The organism is Pedobacter jaeyakensis (assembly GCF_054461315.1).
Map to the genome: position 1 here is coordinate 3085623 of NZ_CM136921.1, position 21018 is coordinate 3106640.

The 21018-nt window shown below is 40.0% G+C and carries 22 protein-coding genes; 6 read left to right on the top strand and 16 right to left on the bottom strand.

The features are described 5' to 3' along the window. Position 1: 1 nt before the first annotated feature. Genes ACXZ1K_RS13805 through ACXZ1K_RS13825 form a run of 5 tightly spaced genes read right to left on the bottom strand, consistent with a single transcriptional unit; the run spans position 2 to position 3125 of the window. Positions 2–244 (bottom strand): hypothetical protein, encoded by a 243-nt coding sequence (locus ACXZ1K_RS13805; protein WP_458970253.1) that lies wholly within the window; start codon positions 242–244, stop codon positions 2–4. Between the two features lie 10 nt (positions 245–254). Then, positions 255–977: a tetratricopeptide repeat protein gene (locus ACXZ1K_RS13810; protein WP_458970254.1), complete on the bottom strand. Its 723-nt coding sequence runs from the start codon at positions 975–977 to the stop codon at positions 255–257. Between the two features lie 2 nt (positions 978–979). After that, positions 980–1972, bottom strand: coding sequence for a glycoside hydrolase family 18 protein (locus ACXZ1K_RS13815; protein ID WP_458970255.1), 993 nt, complete (start codon positions 1970–1972; stop codon positions 980–982). A gap of 26 nt (positions 1973–1998) precedes the next feature. Continuing rightward, positions 1999–2586, bottom strand: a complete 588-nt coding sequence (locus ACXZ1K_RS13820) for a hypothetical protein (RefSeq protein WP_458970256.1) — start codon at positions 2584–2586, stop codon at positions 1999–2001. Beyond that, a complete protein-coding gene (locus ACXZ1K_RS13825; protein ID WP_458970257.1) occupies positions 2583–3125 on the bottom strand; it encodes a hypothetical protein in 543 nt (180 codons plus the stop codon). The genes ACXZ1K_RS13820 and ACXZ1K_RS13825 overlap by 4 nt, the downstream gene beginning before the upstream one ends. A 201-nt stretch (positions 3126–3326) precedes the next feature. Here ACXZ1K_RS13825 and ACXZ1K_RS13830 point away from each other — a divergent pair, with 201 nt between their 5' ends. From ACXZ1K_RS13830 to ACXZ1K_RS13840, 3 genes are all read left to right on the top strand, one after another. Next, a complete protein-coding gene (locus ACXZ1K_RS13830; RefSeq protein ID WP_457289572.1) occupies positions 3327–3518 on the top strand; it encodes a cold-shock protein in 192 nt (63 codons plus the stop codon). Between the two features lie 69 nt (positions 3519–3587). Then, positions 3588–3944, top strand: coding sequence for a DoxX family protein (locus ACXZ1K_RS13835; RefSeq protein WP_458970258.1), 357 nt, complete (start codon positions 3588–3590; stop codon positions 3942–3944). A 36-nt stretch (positions 3945–3980) separates the two neighbouring features. Next, on the top strand, positions 3981–4193 hold the full coding sequence (locus ACXZ1K_RS13840; protein WP_458970259.1) for a hypothetical protein: 213 nt from the start codon (positions 3981–3983) through the stop codon (positions 4191–4193). Between the two features lie 91 nt (positions 4194–4284). On the opposite strand, the gene ACXZ1K_RS13845 is transcribed toward ACXZ1K_RS13840, so the two are convergent. The 5 genes from ACXZ1K_RS13845 to ACXZ1K_RS13865 all read right to left on the bottom strand — a co-directional run bounded on the left by ACXZ1K_RS13845 (position 4285) and on the right by ACXZ1K_RS13865 (position 12911). After that, entirely contained in the window at positions 4285–4755 is a 471-nt protein-coding gene (locus ACXZ1K_RS13845; RefSeq protein ID WP_458970260.1) for a hypothetical protein, read from the bottom strand. A gap of 26 nt (positions 4756–4781) precedes the next feature. Beyond that, positions 4782–6662: a gamma-glutamyltransferase family protein gene (locus ACXZ1K_RS13850; RefSeq protein WP_458970261.1), complete on the bottom strand. Its 1881-nt coding sequence runs from the start codon at positions 6660–6662 to the stop codon at positions 4782–4784. Positions 6663–6758: 96 nt separating this feature from the next. Continuing rightward, positions 6759–7853, bottom strand: coding sequence for a hypothetical protein (locus ACXZ1K_RS13855; protein ID WP_458970262.1), 1095 nt, complete (start codon positions 7851–7853; stop codon positions 6759–6761). 38 nt (positions 7854–7891) lie between these two features. After that, positions 7892–11209: a VCBS repeat-containing protein gene (locus tag ACXZ1K_RS13860; protein ID WP_458970263.1), complete on the bottom strand. Its 3318-nt coding sequence runs from the start codon at positions 11207–11209 to the stop codon at positions 7892–7894. A gap of 151 nt (positions 11210–11360) precedes the next feature. Beyond that, entirely contained in the window at positions 11361–12911 is a 1551-nt protein-coding gene (locus ACXZ1K_RS13865; protein ID WP_458970264.1) for a hypothetical protein, read from the bottom strand. Positions 12912–13047: 136 nt separating this feature from the next. Here ACXZ1K_RS13865 and ACXZ1K_RS13870 point away from each other — a divergent pair, with 136 nt between their 5' ends. Continuing rightward, the gene (locus ACXZ1K_RS13870) at positions 13048–13278 is read left to right on the top strand and encodes a hypothetical protein (protein WP_458970265.1); all 231 of its coding nucleotides are present in this window, start codon (positions 13048–13050) and stop codon (positions 13276–13278) included. Continuing rightward, positions 13265–14536 carry an NAD(P)/FAD-dependent oxidoreductase gene (locus ACXZ1K_RS13875; RefSeq protein ID WP_458970266.1) on the top strand — a complete coding sequence of 424 codons (1272 nt, stop codon included), beginning with the start codon at positions 13265–13267 and terminating at the stop codon, positions 14534–14536. Before ACXZ1K_RS13870 ends, ACXZ1K_RS13875 begins: the two co-directional genes overlap by 14 nt. A gap of 20 nt (positions 14537–14556) precedes the next feature. Here the strand turns inward: ACXZ1K_RS13875 and ACXZ1K_RS13880 are convergent, their stop codons facing one another. After that, on the bottom strand, positions 14557–15936 hold the full coding sequence (locus ACXZ1K_RS13880; protein ID WP_458970267.1) for a glycoside hydrolase family 140 protein: 1380 nt from the start codon (positions 15934–15936) through the stop codon (positions 14557–14559). Between the two features lie 110 nt (positions 15937–16046). Here ACXZ1K_RS13880 and ACXZ1K_RS13885 point away from each other — a divergent pair, with 110 nt between their 5' ends. Next, a complete protein-coding gene (locus ACXZ1K_RS13885; protein ID WP_458970268.1) occupies positions 16047–16247 on the top strand; it encodes a YtxH domain-containing protein in 201 nt (66 codons plus the stop codon). A 69-nt stretch (positions 16248–16316) separates the two neighbouring features. Here ACXZ1K_RS13885 and ACXZ1K_RS13890 read toward each other — a convergent pair whose 3' ends face one another. The 5 genes from ACXZ1K_RS13890 to pxpB are packed head-to-tail and all read right to left on the bottom strand — an operon-like array spanning position 16317 to position 21011. Then, the gene (locus ACXZ1K_RS13890; RefSeq protein ID WP_458970269.1) at positions 16317–17417 is read right to left on the bottom strand and encodes a metallophosphoesterase; all 1101 of its coding nucleotides are present in this window, start codon (positions 17415–17417) and stop codon (positions 16317–16319) included. A 35-nt stretch (positions 17418–17452) separates the two neighbouring features. After that, positions 17453–18628: an NRAMP family divalent metal transporter gene (locus ACXZ1K_RS13895; protein ID WP_458970270.1), complete on the bottom strand. Its 1176-nt coding sequence runs from the start codon at positions 18626–18628 to the stop codon at positions 17453–17455. Next, positions 18625–19383 (bottom strand): 5-oxoprolinase subunit PxpA, encoded by a 759-nt coding sequence (locus tag ACXZ1K_RS13900; protein WP_458970271.1) that lies wholly within the window; start codon positions 19381–19383, stop codon positions 18625–18627. Before ACXZ1K_RS13900 ends, ACXZ1K_RS13895 begins: the two co-directional genes overlap by 4 nt. Further along, a complete protein-coding gene (locus ACXZ1K_RS13905) occupies positions 19376–20320 on the bottom strand; it encodes a 5-oxoprolinase subunit C family protein (RefSeq protein WP_458970272.1) in 945 nt (314 codons plus the stop codon). Before ACXZ1K_RS13905 ends, ACXZ1K_RS13900 begins: the two co-directional genes overlap by 8 nt. Then, on the bottom strand, positions 20310–21011 hold the full coding sequence (pxpB, locus tag ACXZ1K_RS13910; RefSeq protein WP_458970273.1) for a 5-oxoprolinase subunit PxpB: 702 nt from the start codon (positions 21009–21011) through the stop codon (positions 20310–20312). Before pxpB ends, ACXZ1K_RS13905 begins: the two co-directional genes overlap by 11 nt. Positions 21012–21018 lie beyond the last annotated feature (7 nt).

Genomic DNA, 21018 nt, shown 5'->3' on the forward strand with positions numbered 1-21018 from the left:
GTTAACTCAATTCGTAAAATTTGCTATCGGTGCTATTTCCTAAAAAGAAACCGAGTTTAGTTGGTTTGCTTTTTACTTGAGCTTTTAGTCTGGCCAGTAGTATCTTAAAATTTTTCATTGCTTCATCCAAATCCTGATCATCAGGAACATTGATGAAAATGTGATTCCGATCACTGGCAATCAACCATCCTTGCAATTTCTGCTTCAATAGAAGATCCAACCATTCGTCTTTATAGGATGCCATATTGTGTCAATTATTTACATCTTGATTTTAAAGCCTCAGCATAATCCGCAGGAATTGGTCGCCCTCCCACTTTCATACATTCATTAAAGTATCGCTTTGCGTTAACACAATCTTGGTTTAGAAAATAGCAAACCGATAACTTAAACAACGTATTATCATATAATGGATCAATTGCGTAAGATTCTTGCAATATCATTATTGCCTTTAATAAATCACTTTGATCCTTCTTGCTGTAGAAGTTAGTCAGATATATCGACGCCTTGTCAGTAATCAGATGCACACTTCTGGGATCAATCTTTAAGCCTTCTTCCAGCATTACCATTGACTTTTTGATATCTTTAAAACTGAAATACACTGCAGAAAAACCCCAAAAAACATCAGCATTAGTAGAATCCAACAGCCAGGCCTGATTAAACCGATACATTGCGGTTCTTAAATCTCCTTTGTATAAATAATTAAAACCAATTTTTATTAGTCCATCTGATGCCTTGTGCCTGGATCCATCTTGAGCCGTATAGCTATCAATAAGTTGTTGATCTGCCTTCTTTTGCTCCGAAGTCTTAATGCCATTGCCATATTTTGGATTCAACCTGATTTCAGTTTGCGCCTCTTTTTGCCATTGTTCGTAAGAAAGCCGCTCTCCTTTCTCAGATTTCGCAGTTGGATTTTGTGAATTTCGACAAGAAGCGAATAACACACAAAGCGATAGTAAGAATATTAATTTTTTCAACATGCCTATTTTACTCCCATACGAACTGCTTTTCTTAGCACACCATCATCAGTATCAGCACCATAATCCCAATACATTGCGCCCAGCATACCCTTTTTTAACAAATAATCGCATTTAATGGCTATTGATTCTGGTGTTTCGTAGCTAAGAACAAATTCGCCTTTCTCATTTTCCCAGTATGGCGCTTTAGCTTCTTCATCCCATTGCTGCTTAAAGCCTGTAAGTTTTACGATATCACGATAGTCAATGTAACCGGCAACGCCATTTCTTCCATGTCCATAAAAAGGAATACCCAGCACCAATTTATTTATCGGCATACCTGCAGCTACATGCGCAACAACAGCTTCATCAACACTTAGCCCATCGGTGGCTTTAGACTTATAAAGACCTGCGTGGTGATAAGGCGGATTAGCCATATCATAGGCCATGATATTTACAAAATCCACTATTGGGTTAATGGCTTTAAAATCTATGTATTTGGCATCCGCAGAAGATGCCAGAGTAAGTAATTTTTTCTTGCCAATGCTATTTCTTATCTCCTGCATCATTAAGGTATAGTTTTTTGTGTCCTCTAGAGAGGATGATATTTTAGCGGCATTACTGGAAGGATATTCCCAGTCGATGTCAATGCCATCTAAATTAAAACTGGTAACTATCCGCTGACAATCGGCTGCAAATTTCTTCCTGTTATCATCTTTGGCTGCCATTTCACTAAACCTGCCGCTACCCCATCCGCCAATAGAAATCATCACTTTCAATTTTGGAAATTGCTTTTTAAGCTCAACTATGCTTCTCAATCTACTTTCGTTATCAATACGAACCCCATCAAACGTCTCATTGACATGACCAAAAGCGTAGTTGATATTTGTTACAAAAGTTGGGTCGGGTATCACGGTTGTCCACGAGGTAACATAGGCAACAATAATCTTTTTCTGGGCCTGGAGTTGGTTAAATGTAACTAGGAAGATGAGCGTTAAAACAGTTCTGAAAACTTTCATGCCTTAAATATATTCATTTATGCCGATTAATAGCTTAAGGAAGACTCCCGTTGGGCCGCCTCAAACTTAAACACTCTGATAACAGAATCTAATTGCTTGTCAAACTGCGTATGAACAACCGGCGCCCGGAAATCATTACCCGGTTCGATATAAAGATCTGCAGATCCAGATTGGATTGACTTCTTTACCGAAATTCGGTTTATCTTATATGCTGAAGAAACAATTAATTTGACATTTGCTGCGGGTATCGACTTGTAGCCAAATTCTTCTGACTGAACCATACATTTTAGGGAGCTAGTTTCTGGTTTAATGCTAAAAATGTTGATCAATTCAGGCCAGGAATATAGTTTTCTATTTTTGATCAGGGTGATTTGAACTGCACCATATTTACCATTTTCTGCAAATTGTTTAAATGCTTGACTTGGAGACAAAACAACTACGCTTTCAAAATCTTCCCTATTAAGTAGCAATAAAGAAAGTGCATCAACTTTTTTATTATTTATATAGAGTGCAGGCCGATGATCAATAGTATCTACTCGATTGTGATTTGGTTTTTGTGCTTTTATGTTAATAGCACAGGCCATGATAGAAATGATGGTCAGGAATCTTTTCATCTTCTGTTTTTATTTCTTCTAACCTCATCGAAACCCTCATTATTGATAGCCCGCAAAAGGGGGATCATAATATCTTCGTTTTTGTACTCTGGCCATCCAATTCTAAAAGGTATTTCGATATCAACAAAGAACTGTTTTTTTGAATTCCAACCACGAATACTAACACCACTTATGTAACTTGTTGACAATACCAATTTTTCTTTGTCTTCAATATTAGGGTAACTAGAAATCCCAACCTCATAATCCATCGCAGCAATATCAAACTTGTATAGGCTCAGCAATTCTTTATATGACACAATTCCCGATACATCTTTCATAAATACGATATGTACAGAGTCTGCAGTTCCGGGATCAATTTTGAATTTTCTACGCGCTTCTAAATTCGTATAGCTTTTTACAGAATCTATGGATGATGGCAACAAGCAGTAAAGTGATGGGCCCGTAATTTCACGTTTGTTTAAATAAAACTTGTGGGCGGTTTGTCCAAATAACAATGCAGGAATTAGGATTAAAAAAGTTAAGAGCGCAACAATCCTCATTTGACATATAATTTGGTAACACCAATATAACGATGTTTTTATTAATTCTATCAACTTTTCAGCCAGGTCAAATGCTGTATTCCTGAAGGGTTAAAGCGGCATATTTTTAACACCATTCTGATGTATAAATACGCTATTTAAATAATTTACTGATTTTCAATAAATTAATTGTACATTTGTGAATAATTAATTAATAATACAATGCAACAAGGAACAGTAAAATTTTTCAATGAGACAAAAGGTTTTGGATTTATCGTACCATCTAATGGAGACGCTGAAATCTTTGTACACTCTTCAGGCCTAATTGATAGCATTCGTGAAAACGATTCAGTTAGCTATGACGTTGAGCAAGGTAAAAAAGGCTTAAACGCTATTAATGTTAAGATCAGTTAATTAAACTCATTTTATAAGTTAATAAAAAGCATCCTCAAAAGGGATGCTTTTTCTGTAAGCGGTAATTTTATGAAAGTATTTTTAAAATGGGCATTTGCATTCATAATGATGCTGGCCGGAATCAATCATTTTATAAATCCAGCATTTTACCAAGCATTTATACCTGATTGGATGCCGCTCCTATTAGTAAATTATGTAATTGGTTTTGTAGAATTTGTAATTGGTCTTGGATTGTTACTACCGAAGTTTAATAGTAAAGCTGCTACACTTCTCTTTTTACTGATGATCTTTTTTCTACCGTTTCATGTAATTGACGCCTTTCGAGAACATCCTGCAATCGGCTCTCATTTATTGGCTTATATCCGTTTACCAATACAGTTCTTATTAATTTGGTGGGCATGGTTTCTTACCCGCAGAAACTTTTAACGCATTTGACTGTTATCTTTCTGTAATTCAAACAACATGAATAGAATAATAGCTTTAGTAATGATCGTCCTAGGAATAATTATGCTGGTTTGGACAGGTTTCACCTACACGCAAAAAGAAAAACTGGTTGATGCCGGACCTATTCAAATATCTGCTGATAAAGAGAAAAGCGTGAATTGGCCGCCTTACGTTGGTGGTGTAATACTCATTGCAGGAGTTGTCATACTCACTACATCTAAAAAAAGTTAGCTTGTATTTGGTCGACAGCCCGTGCGTACTGCGAAATCTCAAAAAACCTGGTTAAAAAGGCTAGCTGAAATAACATGCATAAAAACTCATGCTACGGACAAGGATTTGACGAAAAAGTGAATCTTCCTCTCTCGAAATTTATTGGTTTATCTTTGACAAAGGATGATTTTCCTAGAAAAGTCTCAATCTGACCAACACCCATAAATAACTTATCGTCTTTTTTTAGAAAAGCCAACGGATTCTTATAAAATGTTTTATTAAGAGATCCAATTTGAAATGTATAATCTACAAATAAGGTGTCTCCCTTGAATTTACCCGACAATTTTCCATTACTATCTCCCTTTTCCAAATAATTGATCAATAATGATCCAGTTATTTTACCATCTTTAGCAGTGATTAAACTCAGTTTAGCAGTATCTACACCATCTACTGCGGTGTAGCAAAGCATGTTTGCAGAATCCAATGTTGTAGCTGAAATATCGGTCTTAGGCTTTTCAGTTGAATTACATCCAAATAGCGCTGTAAAAATTACGGCCAACAAATACGGTGTTATAGTTTTCATGTTTATAGTTTTAATAATGATGTGATTTACCAGCCAATTCCATAATCTTCTCCATGATTACTTGAGCCACCCCATAAAGTATTGTGCTTCCAATCGAAATAAATTGCATTGATTGGACCACTGGTGCGATCATCAAAGCTCAATATATATCCCATTTTTTTCAATTCTTCTCTAACATTTTCTTTGGTACCATCCTGAAGCAATATTTGCCCGGGCTTAGGCGCCCGATCTGCCGTTTTAGTACCTCCTAATGATAACCAAAGTTGATTGGTATTAAAGTTTGGAGCCTCAGTAGCCTGCTGCACATTCATACCAAATTCGGTCATATTTAAGAAGAACTGCAATAAATTTTGATCTTGCGTATCGCCTCCCTGTACTGCAGAGGATACGAAAGGTTTTCCATCTTTCAATGCTAAAGAAGGAGATAAAGTAACCCTTGGTCTTTTACCTGGAGCAACTACGTTAAATGGATTTAGTGCAGAATCGAGCACAAAACTCTGCATTCGCTGACTCATTCCTATCCCGGTATTTCCGGCAATACAGGCCGGCAACCAGCCTCCACTAGGCGTAATAGATACCACCCAGCCTTCTTTATCTGCGGCCTCTACTGAGGTAGTGCCTCTCCATAGCATGTCATGATAATCCTCTGGTTTAGTGGTATTTCCCAAATCGTGCTTAGGCGCAAAATTACGCTTGGTAGTGTCCATCTCAAATCCTCTGCTTTTCAAAAGGTTAATATAAGGATTCGTTTTCCCTTCGAAAGGATAAGGATTACCCGGACCTATTGCAGGGTTATTTTGATTATAGTTGATTAACTGGGCTCTTTGCTTTGCATATCCCTTACTCAAAAGACCTTTAATTGGTTCGGCCGGGCTCACATAAGGATCTCCGTAATAAAAATCTCTGTCGGCAAAAGCAAGATTCATTGCCTGGTAAACGGTATGGATATATTTAGAACTATTGTATCCCATCGCTTTGAGGTCAAAATTTTCCAAAATATTTAGTGCCTGCAACATTACTGGTCCCTGTGTCCACTGCTGCATTTTATATACATCTATCCCTTTATAATTTACGGTAAGCGGCTCCTCCTCTTTTGGTTTCCAGTTTGCCAGATCCTGCATTGTAATCAGGCCACCCTGCTCTTTACATCCTCTAACAAACTCTTCTGCTATATCCCCTTTATAAAACCGGTCATAAGCTGCCATCAATGCATCCTTTCTATTTTTGCCTTGTTTTAGTGCTTTACGTTCCGCGTCAACCATTTTGGTTAACGTGGCCAAAAGATCTTTTTGAATAAACAACTCACCTGCTTCTGGAGCTTCCCTTGTTTCTCCTGGATGTGTTAAAAATACTTTCTTGCTATATGGCCATTGCTTGATGAGCACTTTTTGTCGCTCTATTGTATTGGCCGCTTGTGCTTCTATTGGGTAACCTGCCGCCATCTCCATGGCTGGTGCTAAAACTTGTTCAAGACTCATGGTTCCGTAATTGATCAGCATATAAATGATGCCACCAGGTGTACCTGGTGTTGTTGCCGCAAGTGGACCATATTCTGGAGGGAAGTTGTATCCCTTTTCCTTAAAAAACTGAGCTGTGGCTCCTGTAGGTGCAACGCCCATCGCATTAATTGCAGTTACCCTTTTTGTTTTCGGATTGTAAATCAACACTTGCGTTTCTCCACCCCAACTTAGCGTATCCCACATGGTACACGTAGCTGCCAGCATTGCGCATGCAGCGTCAACGGCATTACCTCCCTTTTGAAATATCATCGCTCCTGCAGTAGCTGCTAATGGTTTTCCAGTAATTGCCATCCAATTACTGCCATGAAGGACAGGTTTTTGAGTTTGTTGCGCAGAAACTTTAGAAATAAATAAGAAAAGAATAATAAAAAGGGATAAATGTTTCATCTCATGATAGCTAAGCAACTAATTTAGCTAAAAAAATCCCATAAAAAACCCTCAACAGGATAGAATCCTGTTGAGGGTATAAGAATGTTATTGAAGTTACAATCTAAATGAAACTCCTATGTTTACAGAGTAGTCTGCAAAAGCAGCATCACCGTTTACAAAAGTAGCTCGGGTAACAGAATTTTGCTTATCTGTAACACTTTGTGTACGTTTTCTGTAAACTGCAGTTGGAACAGATGCGTATAGATTAACTTTACCCAATTGATAAGTCAAACTTGGCTCTACAGAGACAACATATCCTGGTCTGCGGAAATCACCGCTGCCACCAATAACGTCATAAACAGGAATTCCTTCCATACGTGCGCCAGCTGAGAAAACAAACTTATCAACCGCATAGTTCGCACCTAGACGTGCCATAAACTGATCTGGCACACTGCTAATCGCCTCATTAGCCAATGAAGCACTAACCAACTCTCTATAAGTTCTTACGCCATTATTCTGACGTGGGTTACTCAGATAGAAGGCATTTCCGTACAACCCAAAATGTCTGGCAACGGCAACGAAACCATTTAATTCTAAAGTTAAGCCTGTGCCACCATCACCCAATTGAATCGATTGATCTACCGTACGCAATTCAGGTGCTCCTCCTGGGCCAACATTTTGCCAGTAATCTTTGTATTCATAGTCCCCAGTTGCAAATTTAATACCCAAACCTACCTGAAGATTTGCACCAGGGCTGGTTGCAGGATTAAACAACCAACGATAAGCTGCAATGCGAATATCACCCAGGCCGAAGGAATGTGTACTTCCTCTTTTGTCGCTTAAGTTTGGTGGAGCATTATGCTCATATTTGGATGATCTTGCGTTTGAAATAACAGGCACATCTACCATGGCCGACCAACGGTCGTTAAACACCCTGATTAAAGTCAGATCTGTTGCAAACTGGTGATTGATCACCTCATTTCCGTTTTTAATTCTTTCCTTTTGGTAAACATCACCTTTGTAATGCTTGTTAGACATAAAGTAACGGGTATTGGCATTAAATACCCAACTTCCGCCTTCCATACTGGCGCTGTCCGGGTGACCAGTAAGACTACAGATACCGCCTGTACTTCTAATGGCAACGCAGCCCTGAGAGTATACTTTGGCTGACAGTAAGGTAATTAAAATAATGGTAAAGATTTTTTTCATGCTTTTTGCTTGTTTGTTATATTTGATTTGGTTAATTACTATTTTAAATTGAATTGATAGGCTTTCATCTTATCTTGATTAATGCCGATTAACAAGGTATTGTTTAACTGGATTACACTTCTCACATCGCCCCTAATCTTTAATCCAGATTGCTGCTGATTTACATAACTGAATCCACCTTTTCCATTTCCTTTAAGTAGAATTCCGTGATTGGCATCGTATTTCCCGAAACGTAGGCGCGACTGGTTAATGTTACCGCAAAGTAATAAGTCCTTTTTACCGTCACCATCATAATCAAATGGTGTAATGGTAAAAACTGGCGAAAACTGAGCCTCAATTGGCAACGGTTTCTCTATAAATTTTCCATCTTTTCCACTTTCGAAATAGGCAGTCTTTAAATAATTTGCTTTAAGTATTTTTGCATCCTTAAGCTCTTCCGGAGTAAAAATATCTTTCATTTCAGCATTGGCATAGCTACCATAATCCGGAAACTTCGGGCGCATAGAACTGATTTGATCTAACATCTCATCTCTGGTCACATATGGATAACTTTTGCCCATCAGGTAGAAACACATAATAGGATCCACTGCTCCATTGTCATCAAAATCCTTATAATAAAGTTCAGCAGGTTCACTATTGCTCACCTTACATTGGCTGTTTAAACCCAGGTTGCCCACAATCAAATCCGGTTTACCATCGCCATTCATGTCCTCAACCTTCAATTTATTCCAAAAGCCGCTGTAAGATTTGTCAAAATAATTTGTTGTTTGGTTTTTAAGCTTTCCTCCCTGGTTAATGTAAACAGCAATAGGCATCCACTCCCCAACAACAATTAAATCCTGCTTCTTATCTCCGTTCAAGTCTAGCCATGCTGCATCAGTAACCATTCCTAAAGTCTTCAGTTCTGGAGCGATTGTAGCCAGTTGATCTTTGAAATTACCTTTACCATCATTTATCAGCAAATAGCTTTGAGGTGCTTCCGGGTACCTGGAAGGAATAACACGCCCGCCAACAAATAAATCAGGATGGCCATCGCCGTTAAAATCGCCCACCCTTGCACAACTCTTACTGGAATGCATCAGAGGAAGTGCGGCCAAAGCTTTAGCAAAATTGCCTTTGCCATCATTTAAATATAAGCGATCCTGCAAAAGCGGATCATCTACTTTATAGTCATTATATCCGCCACTTACTACATACAAGTCCGGAAATCCGTCACCATTCGCATCAAAAAAAATCGCATCGGTATCTTCACTGGCTTTGTCTGTTTCAAAAGCCTTTGAGCTGCCCAAAAATTTTCCATTTTTCTGTTGGATAAAGATGGATCCAGCTGCGTTGACATCACTGCCTACAAAAACATCTTCCAATCCATCACCATTAACATCAGCCTTTGCCATGCAAGGTCCGGAAAAGGAAAGTGCATTCACAAGCAATGTTTGTCGCTTAAAATCATTTATATTATTTGCCTTCTGAGCATAAGCCACCGGCGATGTAATTTCCTTAAATAGTGCAGGTTTAAGCTTTGGTGCCACAAAGTTATCAACGGCGTCTTTCTCTTTTAAATAAAGCGTAAGGTCTGACTGTACATTTTTTAGCACTTGTTGTTTTCCACTTAACCAAACCACCCGTACAGAATCCAGCTTTGCAACTTTACCTAGTCCAAAGTGAAGCATTGACGATACTGTAGAGAGATATCCCTTAGCCGGCATCTGGTCAAGCCATTGAATTTTATTGCCATAGTAGACAGTCAGCTTAGCTCCAAGCCCGTCGGTATTCTGCTTTGATCCTTTAAGTTTAACTTTCAAATAATGACTTCCCGGAGATCCCTGATTTTGGTATACAAAAGCAGCTTTATTTAAATTATTAACCACCAGGTCGAGATCACCATCATTATCGAGATCGGAATATACAGCGCCGCTGCTGTTCGATGGCGTATCAAAGCCCCAGTTGCTTGTCTTTTTAGCGAAAGTGAGGTTACCGTTATTTTTGTACATGTAGTTTTTCACATCAGAAGATGGAAGTTTACTAAGCATCTCCATAATGTGCTTTGGTTCCACGTCTCCGTTAATGCTTTTGAAATAATTCTCATTGTACTTTACGACGTCCATATTGGTGAAGTCATGCAGGTAACCATTTGTTACAAATAGATCTTTCCAGCCATCATTGTCAAAATCAGCAAAAAGTGGCGCCCAGCTCCAGTCGGTATTAGATATTCCTGCTAGTTGCCCAATTTCACTAAAACTCCCATTTCCGTTATTGATATGAAGCATATTGCGCATGTATTGGTAGTAGAGTCCGTTCCTAAGATTCAGGTAAAAGAATTCATAATTATCGAATCCCTGCAATAGTTTCTGGCGTTTATTATCTTCAGGAATCATATCTAATGTATAGATATCTGGCAAACCATCATTGTTCACATCTGAAATATTGTTCCCCATAGAATACATCGAGATGTGATCCAAATTATTGCTCAATTGGTCTGTGAATGTGCCATTCTTATTGTTGATATACAGATGATCCTGGATAGAATAGTCATTTGAGATGTACATATCTGGCCAGCCGTCATTATTTACATCGGAAATAGAAGCACTCAGTCCATATGATAATACAGAATTATTTAATCCTGCTTTTACGGTCACTTCTGTGAAATGCTTTCCATCATTCCTATAAAGTTTTGATCCCGATTGCATATCTGGCTTTTTCCTTAATTCTTGTATGGTGATGTCATCAAGGTTTGTTAAAACTTTGATGTTTTCGTTTACAAGGAGCATATCCAAATCACCGTCACGATCATAATCGAAAAAGTACGACTGCGTGCTATACGCCGGATCGGCAAGTCCATATGCTTCAGCCTCATCCTTGAATGTCGGCATCCCTTCAGCGTTTAATCCCTGGTTGATAAATAGCTGATTTTTTCTTAGTTCAGGTTCATAATCTCCAGAATAACAAATGTAGATGTCTAGTTTTCCATCGCCATTCACATCTGCCATGTTTACTCCATTTTTCCAGGTGCCTGGTCTGCCCGCAACACCTGCCAGTTCGGTAATGTCTATAAAATGCATGTCGCCCTGATTAAAATAAAGCTTATTCCCGGTCATGTTTCCCGAAAGATAAACTTCATCCAGTCCGTCTCCATTCAAGTCTCCAACCGCAACTCCGCTACCGTTATAAAATGCCGGGTAGTTAAAGACATTATGTTCAAAAGTTTCTGTAATGTTATTGCTGAAAAATATATTGGTCCTGGTAGAATCCAACAGTTGAAAGAGCGGCTTTTCGACAACCTCATCTGCTATTTTCCCAGATCTGTTACAACCTGATAATAAAAACAGGGCCGCTATAAACACGTAAATATTTTTCATTAGAATTGGCGTTGGCTATTTGGTTGGCTAAAATCGGGAGCGTAATCTGCTATATAACAGTTAAATTATTGAAGTACGCTATTGGAAAGAAGAAAGTTCATACAAATTGGTTTGACGAGTTTATTTGGTAATTGAGGCCAATTTATAAATTTTATCTTACAGGTAAAACAAAAGTTGGAGTTTCTGTAACAAAAATGTTCAATTTGCCATTTTTCAAAGACACCAGCTCTTCAGACATATGATCTAATCCTGCTGTAGGCTTATAAATTTTCACCAATTTAACTCCTGGAAGTGATAAAACGTAATTGACCGTACTCCCGTCTTCGGTAGGTTTAGTTAGGATATAAGCTCGCTTTCCGTTCAACCTATATTCATCTACTATAACCTCGCTACCCCCTGTTGCATGAAATGAATAATCACCCATCAGTTTAGCTGTTTGATAGAGGTAATCACCTGCTGGCTTTCTGGTTTTATTGGCATTTAATAATCCGGATGATGAAAACTTACCTGGATTGGCCAGATCGAAATCATAGGTTTGATAAAAGAATACCCTGGATATGCCATTTCGTAAATTGAGCAACGCAGTCCTTAAAATCCAATCGGCTTGTGTTAGTAAGCCACTTTTGTTACCAATGGGCACAGCCTTTAGCGGACTACCTATATTTACATCATAACCTGTTTCACTCAAAAATACAGGCATGTTCCCGGCGTAATTTTTAGACATGCTAACAAACTCTTTAGCTAATCTTTTAGCGCTAGATAATTCTGGCGCCTTACCTTTATCACCTTCCCCGCCGGTTGGAGAACTGTCATCACCCGTATAATAATGATAATTGATCACATCCCAGCAAATATCTACAGCACCATCTTTCTTCAAACCCCTATTTTCCCTGCACCAGGCGATCATTTCCTTTACATATTCCACACTTGGCTTAGCCAGTCCACCCATTACTACCACCATACTGGGATCGGCGTTTTTTACGCCCACACCCGGACCCATAGTATTCTTATTGCCATCATAAAATGCAGAAAGATTGGCAGCGAAATTCTTTGCAGACGAGTAGGCTTTAGGCCCTTTCCACCATTTATCTCGCTCATTGTCACATTCCATATACTTTATTAAACCCATGCCACGTTTAACCACATTTACAGGATCTCCACCCCATCTCGGGCGTTCATCAACTTTTAAAAGTGATAGGTCCACTTTGGCATTATCTCCATAGCGTGCGGCGTATTGAAACGCAACTTTAGCTTGTTCAATATAAGATTTCGGATCTGAAAAATCCTTCCCATATTTTACAGGGACATTGTCGGCATCCTGCATATCTACTGGGTAGGTTTGTTGCATCCACTTCGGTATGGTTTTAAGACAAGCCATCACCATAATACCTGATGCTTTGCAACTTTCGTAAAATGCGTCGTAGTTCCAACCCCCACTTTTTGTAGGGTTAAAACTATACTTGCCTTCTTCCTGCTCTAACTTTTCCCAATCCATATAGTGCCTTATAGATGAGAAAGTTTTCATGGCATTTAGTTCATTTTGATTTACCACCAAACCATTTTTGTCGTCTAAAAAGTCCCATTCAAAAGCATTGACCCCAAAGGCGTCCTTTAATTTTACAGCTTTTTTGGTATCAGCTTTTTGAGCAAAAGCAGGCATGAATAAAATTTGAATTAAGATAAGCGCTTTTAATATCTTCATGATTTGGTTGCCGGGTCATTGCAAATCAAATATATAAAGTTCAATTCAAGAAATAGTCATTTTTTTAAGCTCAACGGTGTTCCAATAAACTTTTAGCTAATTATTTTGTTATGTTATCAAACGGTACAAATATAATATGGAACAATTCAGACTGGAAGTAGCAATGGACGGACAAGGTTATTTTTTCGATATCCATGCCCTTGGCAACAATAAATATGACATTTACAAAGAAGAAGAAAAGGTAGGAACTATATACCTTGATGGACAGGATCATGAACATTGTGAAAGCGTTGATTGTCAGATAGACTTGCCACTAATGAATTCCATCAGAGAAGGCATTTTACTTCATGAAGATGTCAATTACTAAAAAGGTTGTTATCGTCGGCGGCGGCTTCGCCGGATTAAACCTGGCTAAAAAACTAGCCAATAATCAGCATTTTAATGTTACCCTGGTAGATAAGAACAATTATCACTTCTTCCCTCCGCTTTTGTACCAGGTTTCTACCGCTTTTATAGAGGCATCCAATATCAGTTATCCATTTAGAAGGATGTTTCAGGGCAAAAAAAATCTGAGTTTTTACATGGGGGCATTAACTCAGGTCAATCCGAAATCAAATACCATAGATACAGAGAATGGCTCGTTGCATTACGATTATCTTGTCCTGGCTATGGGAACTGAAACCAATTTCTTCGGACTGGAAAACGTAAAGGCAAAAGCGCTACCCATGAAAAGTATTGACGATGCCCTGCACATGCGCAACCACGTTTTATTAAGACTGGAAGAAGCAGTACGTGCAACCAATATCAGGGATAAAGAAAGACTAGGCAATGTTGTCATTGCCGGAGGAGGCCCAACTGGAGTCGAAATCGCAGGTATGTTGGCAGAAATGGGCTCGAACATCGTAGTCAAAGATTATCCCACAGCAAAACATGCTCAGGGAAAGATTTATCTGGTAGGTTCTGGCGATACCCTCCTCGGACCGATGAGTAAAAAGTCTCAGGACGAGGCCTATAAAGTGCTTAATAAATTAGGCGTTAATATCCGACTAGATACTTTGGTAAAAGATTATGTAGACGACAAAGTAATCCTCGGTAGCGGTGAAATCATCAATAGTTCTACCCTCATCTGGGCTACCGGCGTAATTGCCAGGGCTGTTCCCGGTTTACCCCCAGAGGTCATCACTCGTGGCAGAAGAATAATGGTTAACGAATTCAACCAGGTTAATGGCTATGAGCATATTTTTGCCATTGGCGATCAATGCGTGCAAACTACAGATCAGCAATTCCCAAATGGACATCCTCAACTGGCACAGGTCGCTATACAGCAAGGGAAACTTCTTGCCAAAAACCTGATCAAAATCGCTGCTGGACAAGCGCCTATACCATTTAAATACAATGATAAGGGCAGTATGGCCATTATAGCTAAGTTTAAAGCGGTCGTTGATCTACCCCGAGGATTCTTTAAAGGTTTCTTCGCATGGCTGGTATGGTTGTTTATCCACATCATCCCAATTGCCGGCTTTAGGAACAAAGCAAAACTCGCCTTCAACTGGTTTTGGAGCTTTGTAACCAATGATCCAACCTTGCGGTTGATCATCAGGCCTGATAAGCAAGACAAGGATTAATTATTCAATAAACCAAAGTATTATCCGGCTGTTTTGATCACCAAGACCCAGTCCTTTCCAGGATGCTGACCTGGTGTATTGAAAGTCATATCCTTTAGCTTAGTCGCTAGCACCTGCTTTGTAAACTCACCAGAACGGGTATTAAACCACTTGCTATTAATCTGATCACCCTTAATATTAACCATATTGATATGTAACGCTTTACCTGTGGGAGTATAAATAAAAGCATAATGTCCGTCGGCGGCCCTGGTAGCTACACAATATTCAGCAGTTTTCGGATTCTCACCAATAATCAGCGATTGATCTGGAATCCTGTCCAAAAAAGATTCGGATAACATTAGTTTCTTTACATAACCCATTTGCGTCGCCCCTGGCAAATCCATAGCCTCCTGCCAGGTATGTTGCGGGGCATTCACAGGTTCTCTTTTAGCTGTATAAAATTGCCAAATCGCATGGCAACCATAGGTATGACCCATTGCTCCCGAAAAAACCTGCCAGTAAGCCAATTTTCTGATATCATCAGCAGTAGAGAATCCATTCTTTTTCCAATCAAAACATACTGGATGGTCCTCATATAAAGGTTCTCCATCAATCGTAGGCTTAACGGGTTGTAAATTATAATCATAGGTAATCTTATCGTAATTCGTTCCATCCTTACAATGCCCGGTCTGCATCATGTTAAAATCTAGCCATTTGTCGTTCTGAAACCAGGTAGATGAACCTCCATTCTCCTTAGGTTGCGGATGATAAGTCATCAATGCCCTATCATATCCTCCAGCTCCTTCTGCAATACCATTTCCCATTGCCCTCCAAACCTCTACGTCTTTTACATCTCTGGGATTCCTGTCTCCACCCAATATCCAGATAATGTTCTTTTGATTCTTGTACCTTCTGCCTAAAAATTTACCATAGGTAGACGCATTCTGAGGGTTAAAGATTTCTGGTCCCATACCCCAACTGCTTTTAAACAACTTATCGCCCCATGTTGGCAGCAATCCAATGTACAAACCCTTAGTTTCTGCCAATTTGATGAAAGCGTCTATGTCTTTAAAAAAGTCTTCATTCAACTTAGAGAGGTCATGGTCCCGCATAGGGGTATGCCCCATCATATTGGGTTCATCAATCCCGTTCAATTCTGCAAGAATCACCGCCTGTAAAACCGTAAAGCCTTTTTTTCTCCTGTTATCCATATAAGCGCCGGCTTCTTTCAACGTTAGCCGGTGGAACAACTCCCATGCCGTGTCACCTAAATAGAAAAATGGCTTTCCGTTTTCATAGACCAGGAATCGGTGGTTGTCCGACACGCTTAACGACTGCATTTTAACAGGGCTATCCTGTGCCTTCAAGGAGAATTGCAGCAAGACGAACAACACTGCAAACAAGAACCATTTCAATTTCATAATATATTTGGCTAATAACTTATTCTAAAATAGAAATAAAACCAAGAACCTGTAATAATAAAAACATTTAGTAGTCTGATGTGTTAGATAGAAAACTTAAGAAAAATAACATGGGACTAATAAAGACAGCATTGATTGGAGCCGCAGTTTACGGTGCAATCAAATATATCACCAAGAAAGATGAATTAACTGGAAAATCTATTGTAGATGATTTAAAAGATAAAGCACCTGAATGGGTAGATAAAGCGAAAGGTTATAAAGCCGAAATGGAAAACAGGTACAACAACTTTGCAGCTGAATTTCCGGAATAATTCAATCTTACAACAAGTTGAGAAATTAAATAGGATGCATCTAGAGCATCCTTTTTAATTTCTCGCTAATCAGCTTCCGGACATTACCTGATCCAATAACATTTCCAAACCGGCCTCTTCTAATACAATACGTTGCGCACCCTTATCGGTTGATTTCCACTTGATCAACCTAATCATTCCATCAGAAATCTCTATTCCCGTAATATCGCCATCACTGAAACAACAACAACCACTGTTGAAATAGGTATTCTTAGAATTGTCTATCCGGGGTGATTTTTCTCCACTTACTTTACCGGCAAGCAACTCCGCTTCCAGCTTCTGGATACTATCCTTATCACCAGATTTCCTCGCCTCATCCAACTGTAAAAATACCCTTTCCAAATGCGTTAAAGAATTAAAAACCGGCTGGTGGGTGTGGCCTGTAATCAAAGCGAGGTTAGATTGTTTAGCCGTCCAACTGTACATAATGGCATTGTGGGCAGATTTTAACTGGTTATCAAACGCAGGTGTATTTGGATTGATACGCAAATAAGACTGAAACGGTGCCCAAACATTAGAAACAAACCACTTACTAAACCAATTTCCGTCGCTTTGCAAGTCGCCCTGGTGGCCATGCGTTAAAAAAATAGACAATAAAGTATCTTTTACTTTATACCTAAAAATCGCCCCTTCATATATCGGCATCCGTTCTCCATAAATCCGCTTAATCTGAAACCAGGCAAGCGGGTCATTATCCCAATATAGATCATGGTTGCCAAACAACTTAATAAATGCTTTACGCTTAAGAAACTGCTTTTCAGCCTCAAAAGTAGCCTTATTTACTTTTAAAACCGTCAGCAACTGATTCTTCCAGAGCTCCTCACTATCACCCAGGTTACAGTACATAAATGCTTCTGAGTTGTAATAATTCAGGGCAGCCAGGTAATTCTTTTCCGACAAGGCGAAATCATCCGAATGGTTTCTTGAACCCTTATGCTGATCTGAAAAAACAATCACCTTCGAGCTTTTGTCCAGATCCAATATCACTCCCCGCTTCCCGGGTTCCTGCTGTATCTTATTATACAATGCGGTAAGCGCTTCCTGCACCCGGTTGGCGTCTGGTCTGGAACTGTATTTATTCGCAAGGCGAATAACCCAATCGGCTAATAATCTTTGGAGTAATTTACGCATCTGATAATCTACAGGGCAATATAAAGAATATGGAGTTAAAGCATCATATCAATAAGCACACTGCCACTCATATACGTCATAATCAGCACAACCAGGGCACCAAAAACTGTTAACAATAGTGGATGCTGATAATCACCAATTATCCGCGTTTTATAGGCCGAAAATAATATTGCAGCAAGCGTTATCGGTAAAATAAACCCGTTTACAACACCTGCCATAATCAACAAGCTCACTGGTTTTCCGACCAGAATGAAAGTAATGGTCGATACCACTATAAATCCAATAATGTACTTATTCTCATTTTTAGCTATTGATGTACTAAACGATTTTATAAAAGATACAGAGGTATAGGCAGAGCCGATCACAGAAGTGATTGCTGCAGCAAACATCACCAAACCAAATAATTTATAACCGATGTTACCAGCAGCTAACTGAAAAACAGAAGCCGTAGGATTACCGGCGTCGATAATTAAGCCCTTAGCTACTACTCCTAAAGACGCCAGAAAAAGAAATATCCTAACCAGCGATGCAATAGAAATTCCCATCACTGCACTCTTCGTAACCTCTTGCAATGATGATTTACCCCTTATACCTGCGTCAAGTAAACGGTGACCGCCAGAAAAAGTAATGTAACCACCTACCGTTCCTCCAACTAAGGTTACTATAGTTTTTAAATCAATTTTTAAAGGAATAACCGTTCGAAGCGCAGCTTCGCCAAATGGTGGAGAGGAACTAAATGCGATGTAAATTATGGCAATCACCATCACAAAGCCCAATACCTGGGCAAACCTATCCATGGCCTTACCCGCCTCTTTAATCAAAAATATGGCAATAGCCAAAAATGCCGATAGTATGGCACCATTCTTTACTGATATGCCCAGCAATGCATTTAGACCCAAACCCGCACCAGCGATGTTACCAATATTAAAGGCTAAGCCTCCCAATACGATCAGTATAGAAATAAAACTGCCCAAACCTGGTAGCAACCTGTTGGCAATATCTTGTGCCCTCATTTCAGAAACCGCAATTACACGCCAAATATTCAATTGAACGGCCATATCAATCAACACAGAAGTGAGGATAACAAAACCAAAGCTTGCGCCTAAAGATTGGGTAAAAACTGTGGTTTGGGTTAAAAAACCCGGACCAATTGCCGATGTTGCCATTAAGAAAGCAGCTCCTGCTAATGCACTTTTATTGTTTATTTTCATCCTAATGAAATTCCCTCATTTTTAAATGCTGCTGAAATTAATTGAGCGAACTCCAATGCATGCGGCCCATCTCCATGGATACAAATGGTATCTGCTTTAATGGCCACAACTGCTCCGTTTTGGGCCAACACCAAACCTTGCTTAACCATCTTAATCACCTGATCAATAGCCAACTTGTCATCCGTAATTAATGCATTAGGTTTACTCCTGGGAGTTAGGGTTCCATCATGCCGATAGGTCCTGTCGGCAAACACCTCATTGGCCGTTACCAGCCCGATAGCCTCAGCAGCGCTGATCATTTCACTATTGGATAAGCCGTACAAAATCAATTCAGGATTCACCTTATAAACCGCCTCGGCGATGGCCTCAGCCAAGTCCTTCCTCACAGCCGCCATATTGTACAGTGCGCCATGTGGCTTCACATGATGTAATCTACCGCCTTCGGCGGAAACAAAAGCATTCAAAGCGCCTATCTGGTAAACAACCAGATCATACGCTTCCTGCGCCGAGATTGCCATTTCCCGTCTGCCAAAACCTTGCAGATCAGGCAAACCGGGATGCGCACCAATCAACAAACCATGCCGCATTGCTTTCTTTACAGTATCCCTCATTACCGATGGGTCGCCTGCATGAAATCCACAGGCAATATTTACAGAAGAAACATAAGGCATAATGGCCTCGTCATTGCCCACAGTATAAGCACCAAAACGCTCCCCCATATCGCAATTCAAATCTGCGCGGTAAATGTTATCCATGTTTTAAACTTAAAGTTTGTTTCAATTGCTTAATCAGCTCTTCTCTGCGTACCAATAGGTTTTGCGCATTTTCCAGTGTGCTCAGTTCAAAAACTAATTCATCGCCCGGTTTTTTCTGTGCCAGCAAAGTCAGGTCTACTCCTATTACCTGCGCCATTATCGGGTAACCACCCGTGGTCTGATGGTCGGCCATTAACACAATCGGGTTCCCATCTGGCGGTACCTGAACCGTCCCAAAGGTCACTGCGGTGCTGAGCAGTTCCAGTTTATCTTTAAGCACTAGCTTTGCGCCCTCCAATCGGTAACCCATCCTATCGGCTTGGTTGCTCAACTTAAATTTCAACAAACTACCTAAAGGCTTAAACCAATCAAAATGCGGACCTTCAATTATCCTTATGACGTTATTATCTATTGAGGGATAGAATTTTAAATCGGCCGACCAGCCGAATTTCTTTATGCCGGTTTTTAAGTTATTTCTAAACGGAATGGCATCTCCTGTACGCAAAGCGCGACCATCCCATCCGCCAAATCCTGCTTTTATATAAGTAGAATTGCTCCCCAAAACCTCAATCAACTCAAAACCACCCTGTACCATTACATAAGCCCTGCAACCGCTAATTGGCTTACCGAAACTCAGTATACTCCCCTTATTAACCAGGAACGGCTTCCATAAAGGCGCCGCCATATCGTCTACCTTTGCACTCAAATCCGCGCCGGTAATCGCTATAATTTGATCCTGTTCAAATAGCATACTGCCCCCTAAAAGGGTCAGCTCAATTCCTGCTTCGCCTTCAGCATTGCCCACCAGTAAATTTCCAATACGCAGGGCGAGGGTATCCATCGCACCGCTCACAATTACCCCATCTTTTTGGTAGCCAGTCCTGCCCAAATCCTGTATCGTACTCAGTAAACCCGGTTTTAAAATTTTAATACCCATCAGGTTCTCCTTTCCAGGTTAGGTATTCGTATTCAGAGATAGCTTTAAACCGAACCACATCTCCTGCCTTCAGCAATGAAGGTTGTGTATTATCCAAATCAAAAAAATCTATAGGGCTCCTACCAATAATTTGCCAACCGCCAGGCGTCTCTATCGGATAAACGCCCGTCTGAGTTCCGGCTATTCCGACAGATCCAGCAGGTATAAATGCTTGCGGGGTTGGTTTTCTAGGAGTTCCTAAGCGTAAATCCAAGCCGCCCAGGTACGGAAAACCCGGTGCAAAGCCAATCATGTAAACCAAGTACTCGCCCTTGGTGTGTATAGAAACGACTTCTTCACATGTCAGTCCAGCATTACTGGCCACAAAATCTAAATCCTCGCCATAAACACCACCGTAAACTACAGGAATCTCTATCGCACGCTTTTCAGCGAGCTCAGGCGGCTCCGCTGTAATATCGACCAGCATTTCCTGTACCATGTCCAACAGCTCGGCGTATTGCACCACCCATGGCTGGTAATAAATCGTTATCGTGGTATACGCTGGTACATATTCAACAAATCCCTCAAAAGTATACTCGTCAAGCCAGGCACAAATGGAGCAAATCTGTTCATTAACTTTAGGATCAATGGCATCATCAAACTGAATAACAATCGCAGAATCCCCCAAAGGATAGTGTTTAACACGGTTCATACCGTGA

Excerpts from the sequence above, each read along its gene's own strand:
- ACXZ1K_RS13805 (WP_458970253.1), bottom strand. The coding sequence starts at position 244 with ATGGCATCCTATAAAGACGAATGGTTGGATCTTCTATTGAAGCAGAAA.
- ACXZ1K_RS13810 (WP_458970254.1), bottom strand. The coding sequence starts at position 977 with ATGTTGAAAAAATTAATATTCTTACTATCGCTTTGTGTGTTATTCGCT.
- ACXZ1K_RS13815 (WP_458970255.1), bottom strand. The coding sequence starts at position 1,972 with ATGAAAGTTTTCAGAACTGTTTTAACGCTCATCTTCCTAGTTACATTT.
- ACXZ1K_RS13820 (WP_458970256.1), bottom strand. The coding sequence starts at position 2,586 with ATGAAAAGATTCCTGACCATCATTTCTATCATGGCCTGTGCTATTAAC.
- ACXZ1K_RS13825 (WP_458970257.1), bottom strand. The coding sequence starts at position 3,125 with ATGAGGATTGTTGCGCTCTTAACTTTTTTAATCCTAATTCCTGCATTG.
- ACXZ1K_RS13830 (WP_457289572.1), top strand. The coding sequence starts at position 3,327 with ATGCAACAAGGAACAGTAAAATTTTTCAATGAGACAAAAGGTTTTGGA.
- ACXZ1K_RS13835 (WP_458970258.1), top strand. The coding sequence starts at position 3,588 with ATGAAAGTATTTTTAAAATGGGCATTTGCATTCATAATGATGCTGGCC.
- ACXZ1K_RS13840 (WP_458970259.1), top strand. The coding sequence starts at position 3,981 with ATGAATAGAATAATAGCTTTAGTAATGATCGTCCTAGGAATAATTATG.
- ACXZ1K_RS13845 (WP_458970260.1), bottom strand. The coding sequence starts at position 4,755 with ATGAAAACTATAACACCGTATTTGTTGGCCGTAATTTTTACAGCGCTA.
- ACXZ1K_RS13850 (WP_458970261.1), bottom strand. The coding sequence starts at position 6,662 with ATGAAACATTTATCCCTTTTTATTATTCTTTTCTTATTTATTTCTAAA.
- ACXZ1K_RS13855 (WP_458970262.1), bottom strand. The coding sequence starts at position 7,853 with ATGAAAAAAATCTTTACCATTATTTTAATTACCTTACTGTCAGCCAAA.
- ACXZ1K_RS13860 (WP_458970263.1), bottom strand. The coding sequence starts at position 11,209 with ATGAAAAATATTTACGTGTTTATAGCGGCCCTGTTTTTATTATCAGGT.
- ACXZ1K_RS13865 (WP_458970264.1), bottom strand. The coding sequence starts at position 12,911 with ATGAAGATATTAAAAGCGCTTATCTTAATTCAAATTTTATTCATGCCT.
- ACXZ1K_RS13870 (WP_458970265.1), top strand. The coding sequence starts at position 13,048 with ATGGAACAATTCAGACTGGAAGTAGCAATGGACGGACAAGGTTATTTT.
- ACXZ1K_RS13875 (WP_458970266.1), top strand. The coding sequence starts at position 13,265 with ATGTCAATTACTAAAAAGGTTGTTATCGTCGGCGGCGGCTTCGCCGGA.
- ACXZ1K_RS13880 (WP_458970267.1), bottom strand. The coding sequence starts at position 15,936 with ATGAAATTGAAATGGTTCTTGTTTGCAGTGTTGTTCGTCTTGCTGCAA.
- ACXZ1K_RS13885 (WP_458970268.1), top strand. The coding sequence starts at position 16,047 with ATGGGACTAATAAAGACAGCATTGATTGGAGCCGCAGTTTACGGTGCA.
- ACXZ1K_RS13890 (WP_458970269.1), bottom strand. The coding sequence starts at position 17,417 with ATGCGTAAATTACTCCAAAGATTATTAGCCGATTGGGTTATTCGCCTT.
- ACXZ1K_RS13895 (WP_458970270.1), bottom strand. The coding sequence starts at position 18,628 with ATGAAAATAAACAATAAAAGTGCATTAGCAGGAGCTGCTTTCTTAATG.
- ACXZ1K_RS13900 (WP_458970271.1), bottom strand. The coding sequence starts at position 19,383 with ATGGATAACATTTACCGCGCAGATTTGAATTGCGATATGGGGGAGCGT.
- ACXZ1K_RS13905 (WP_458970272.1), bottom strand. The coding sequence starts at position 20,320 with ATGGGTATTAAAATTTTAAAACCGGGTTTACTGAGTACGATACAGGAT.
- pxpB (WP_458970273.1), bottom strand. The coding sequence starts at position 21,011 with ATGAACCGTGTTAAACACTATCCTTTGGGGGATTCTGCGATTGTTATT.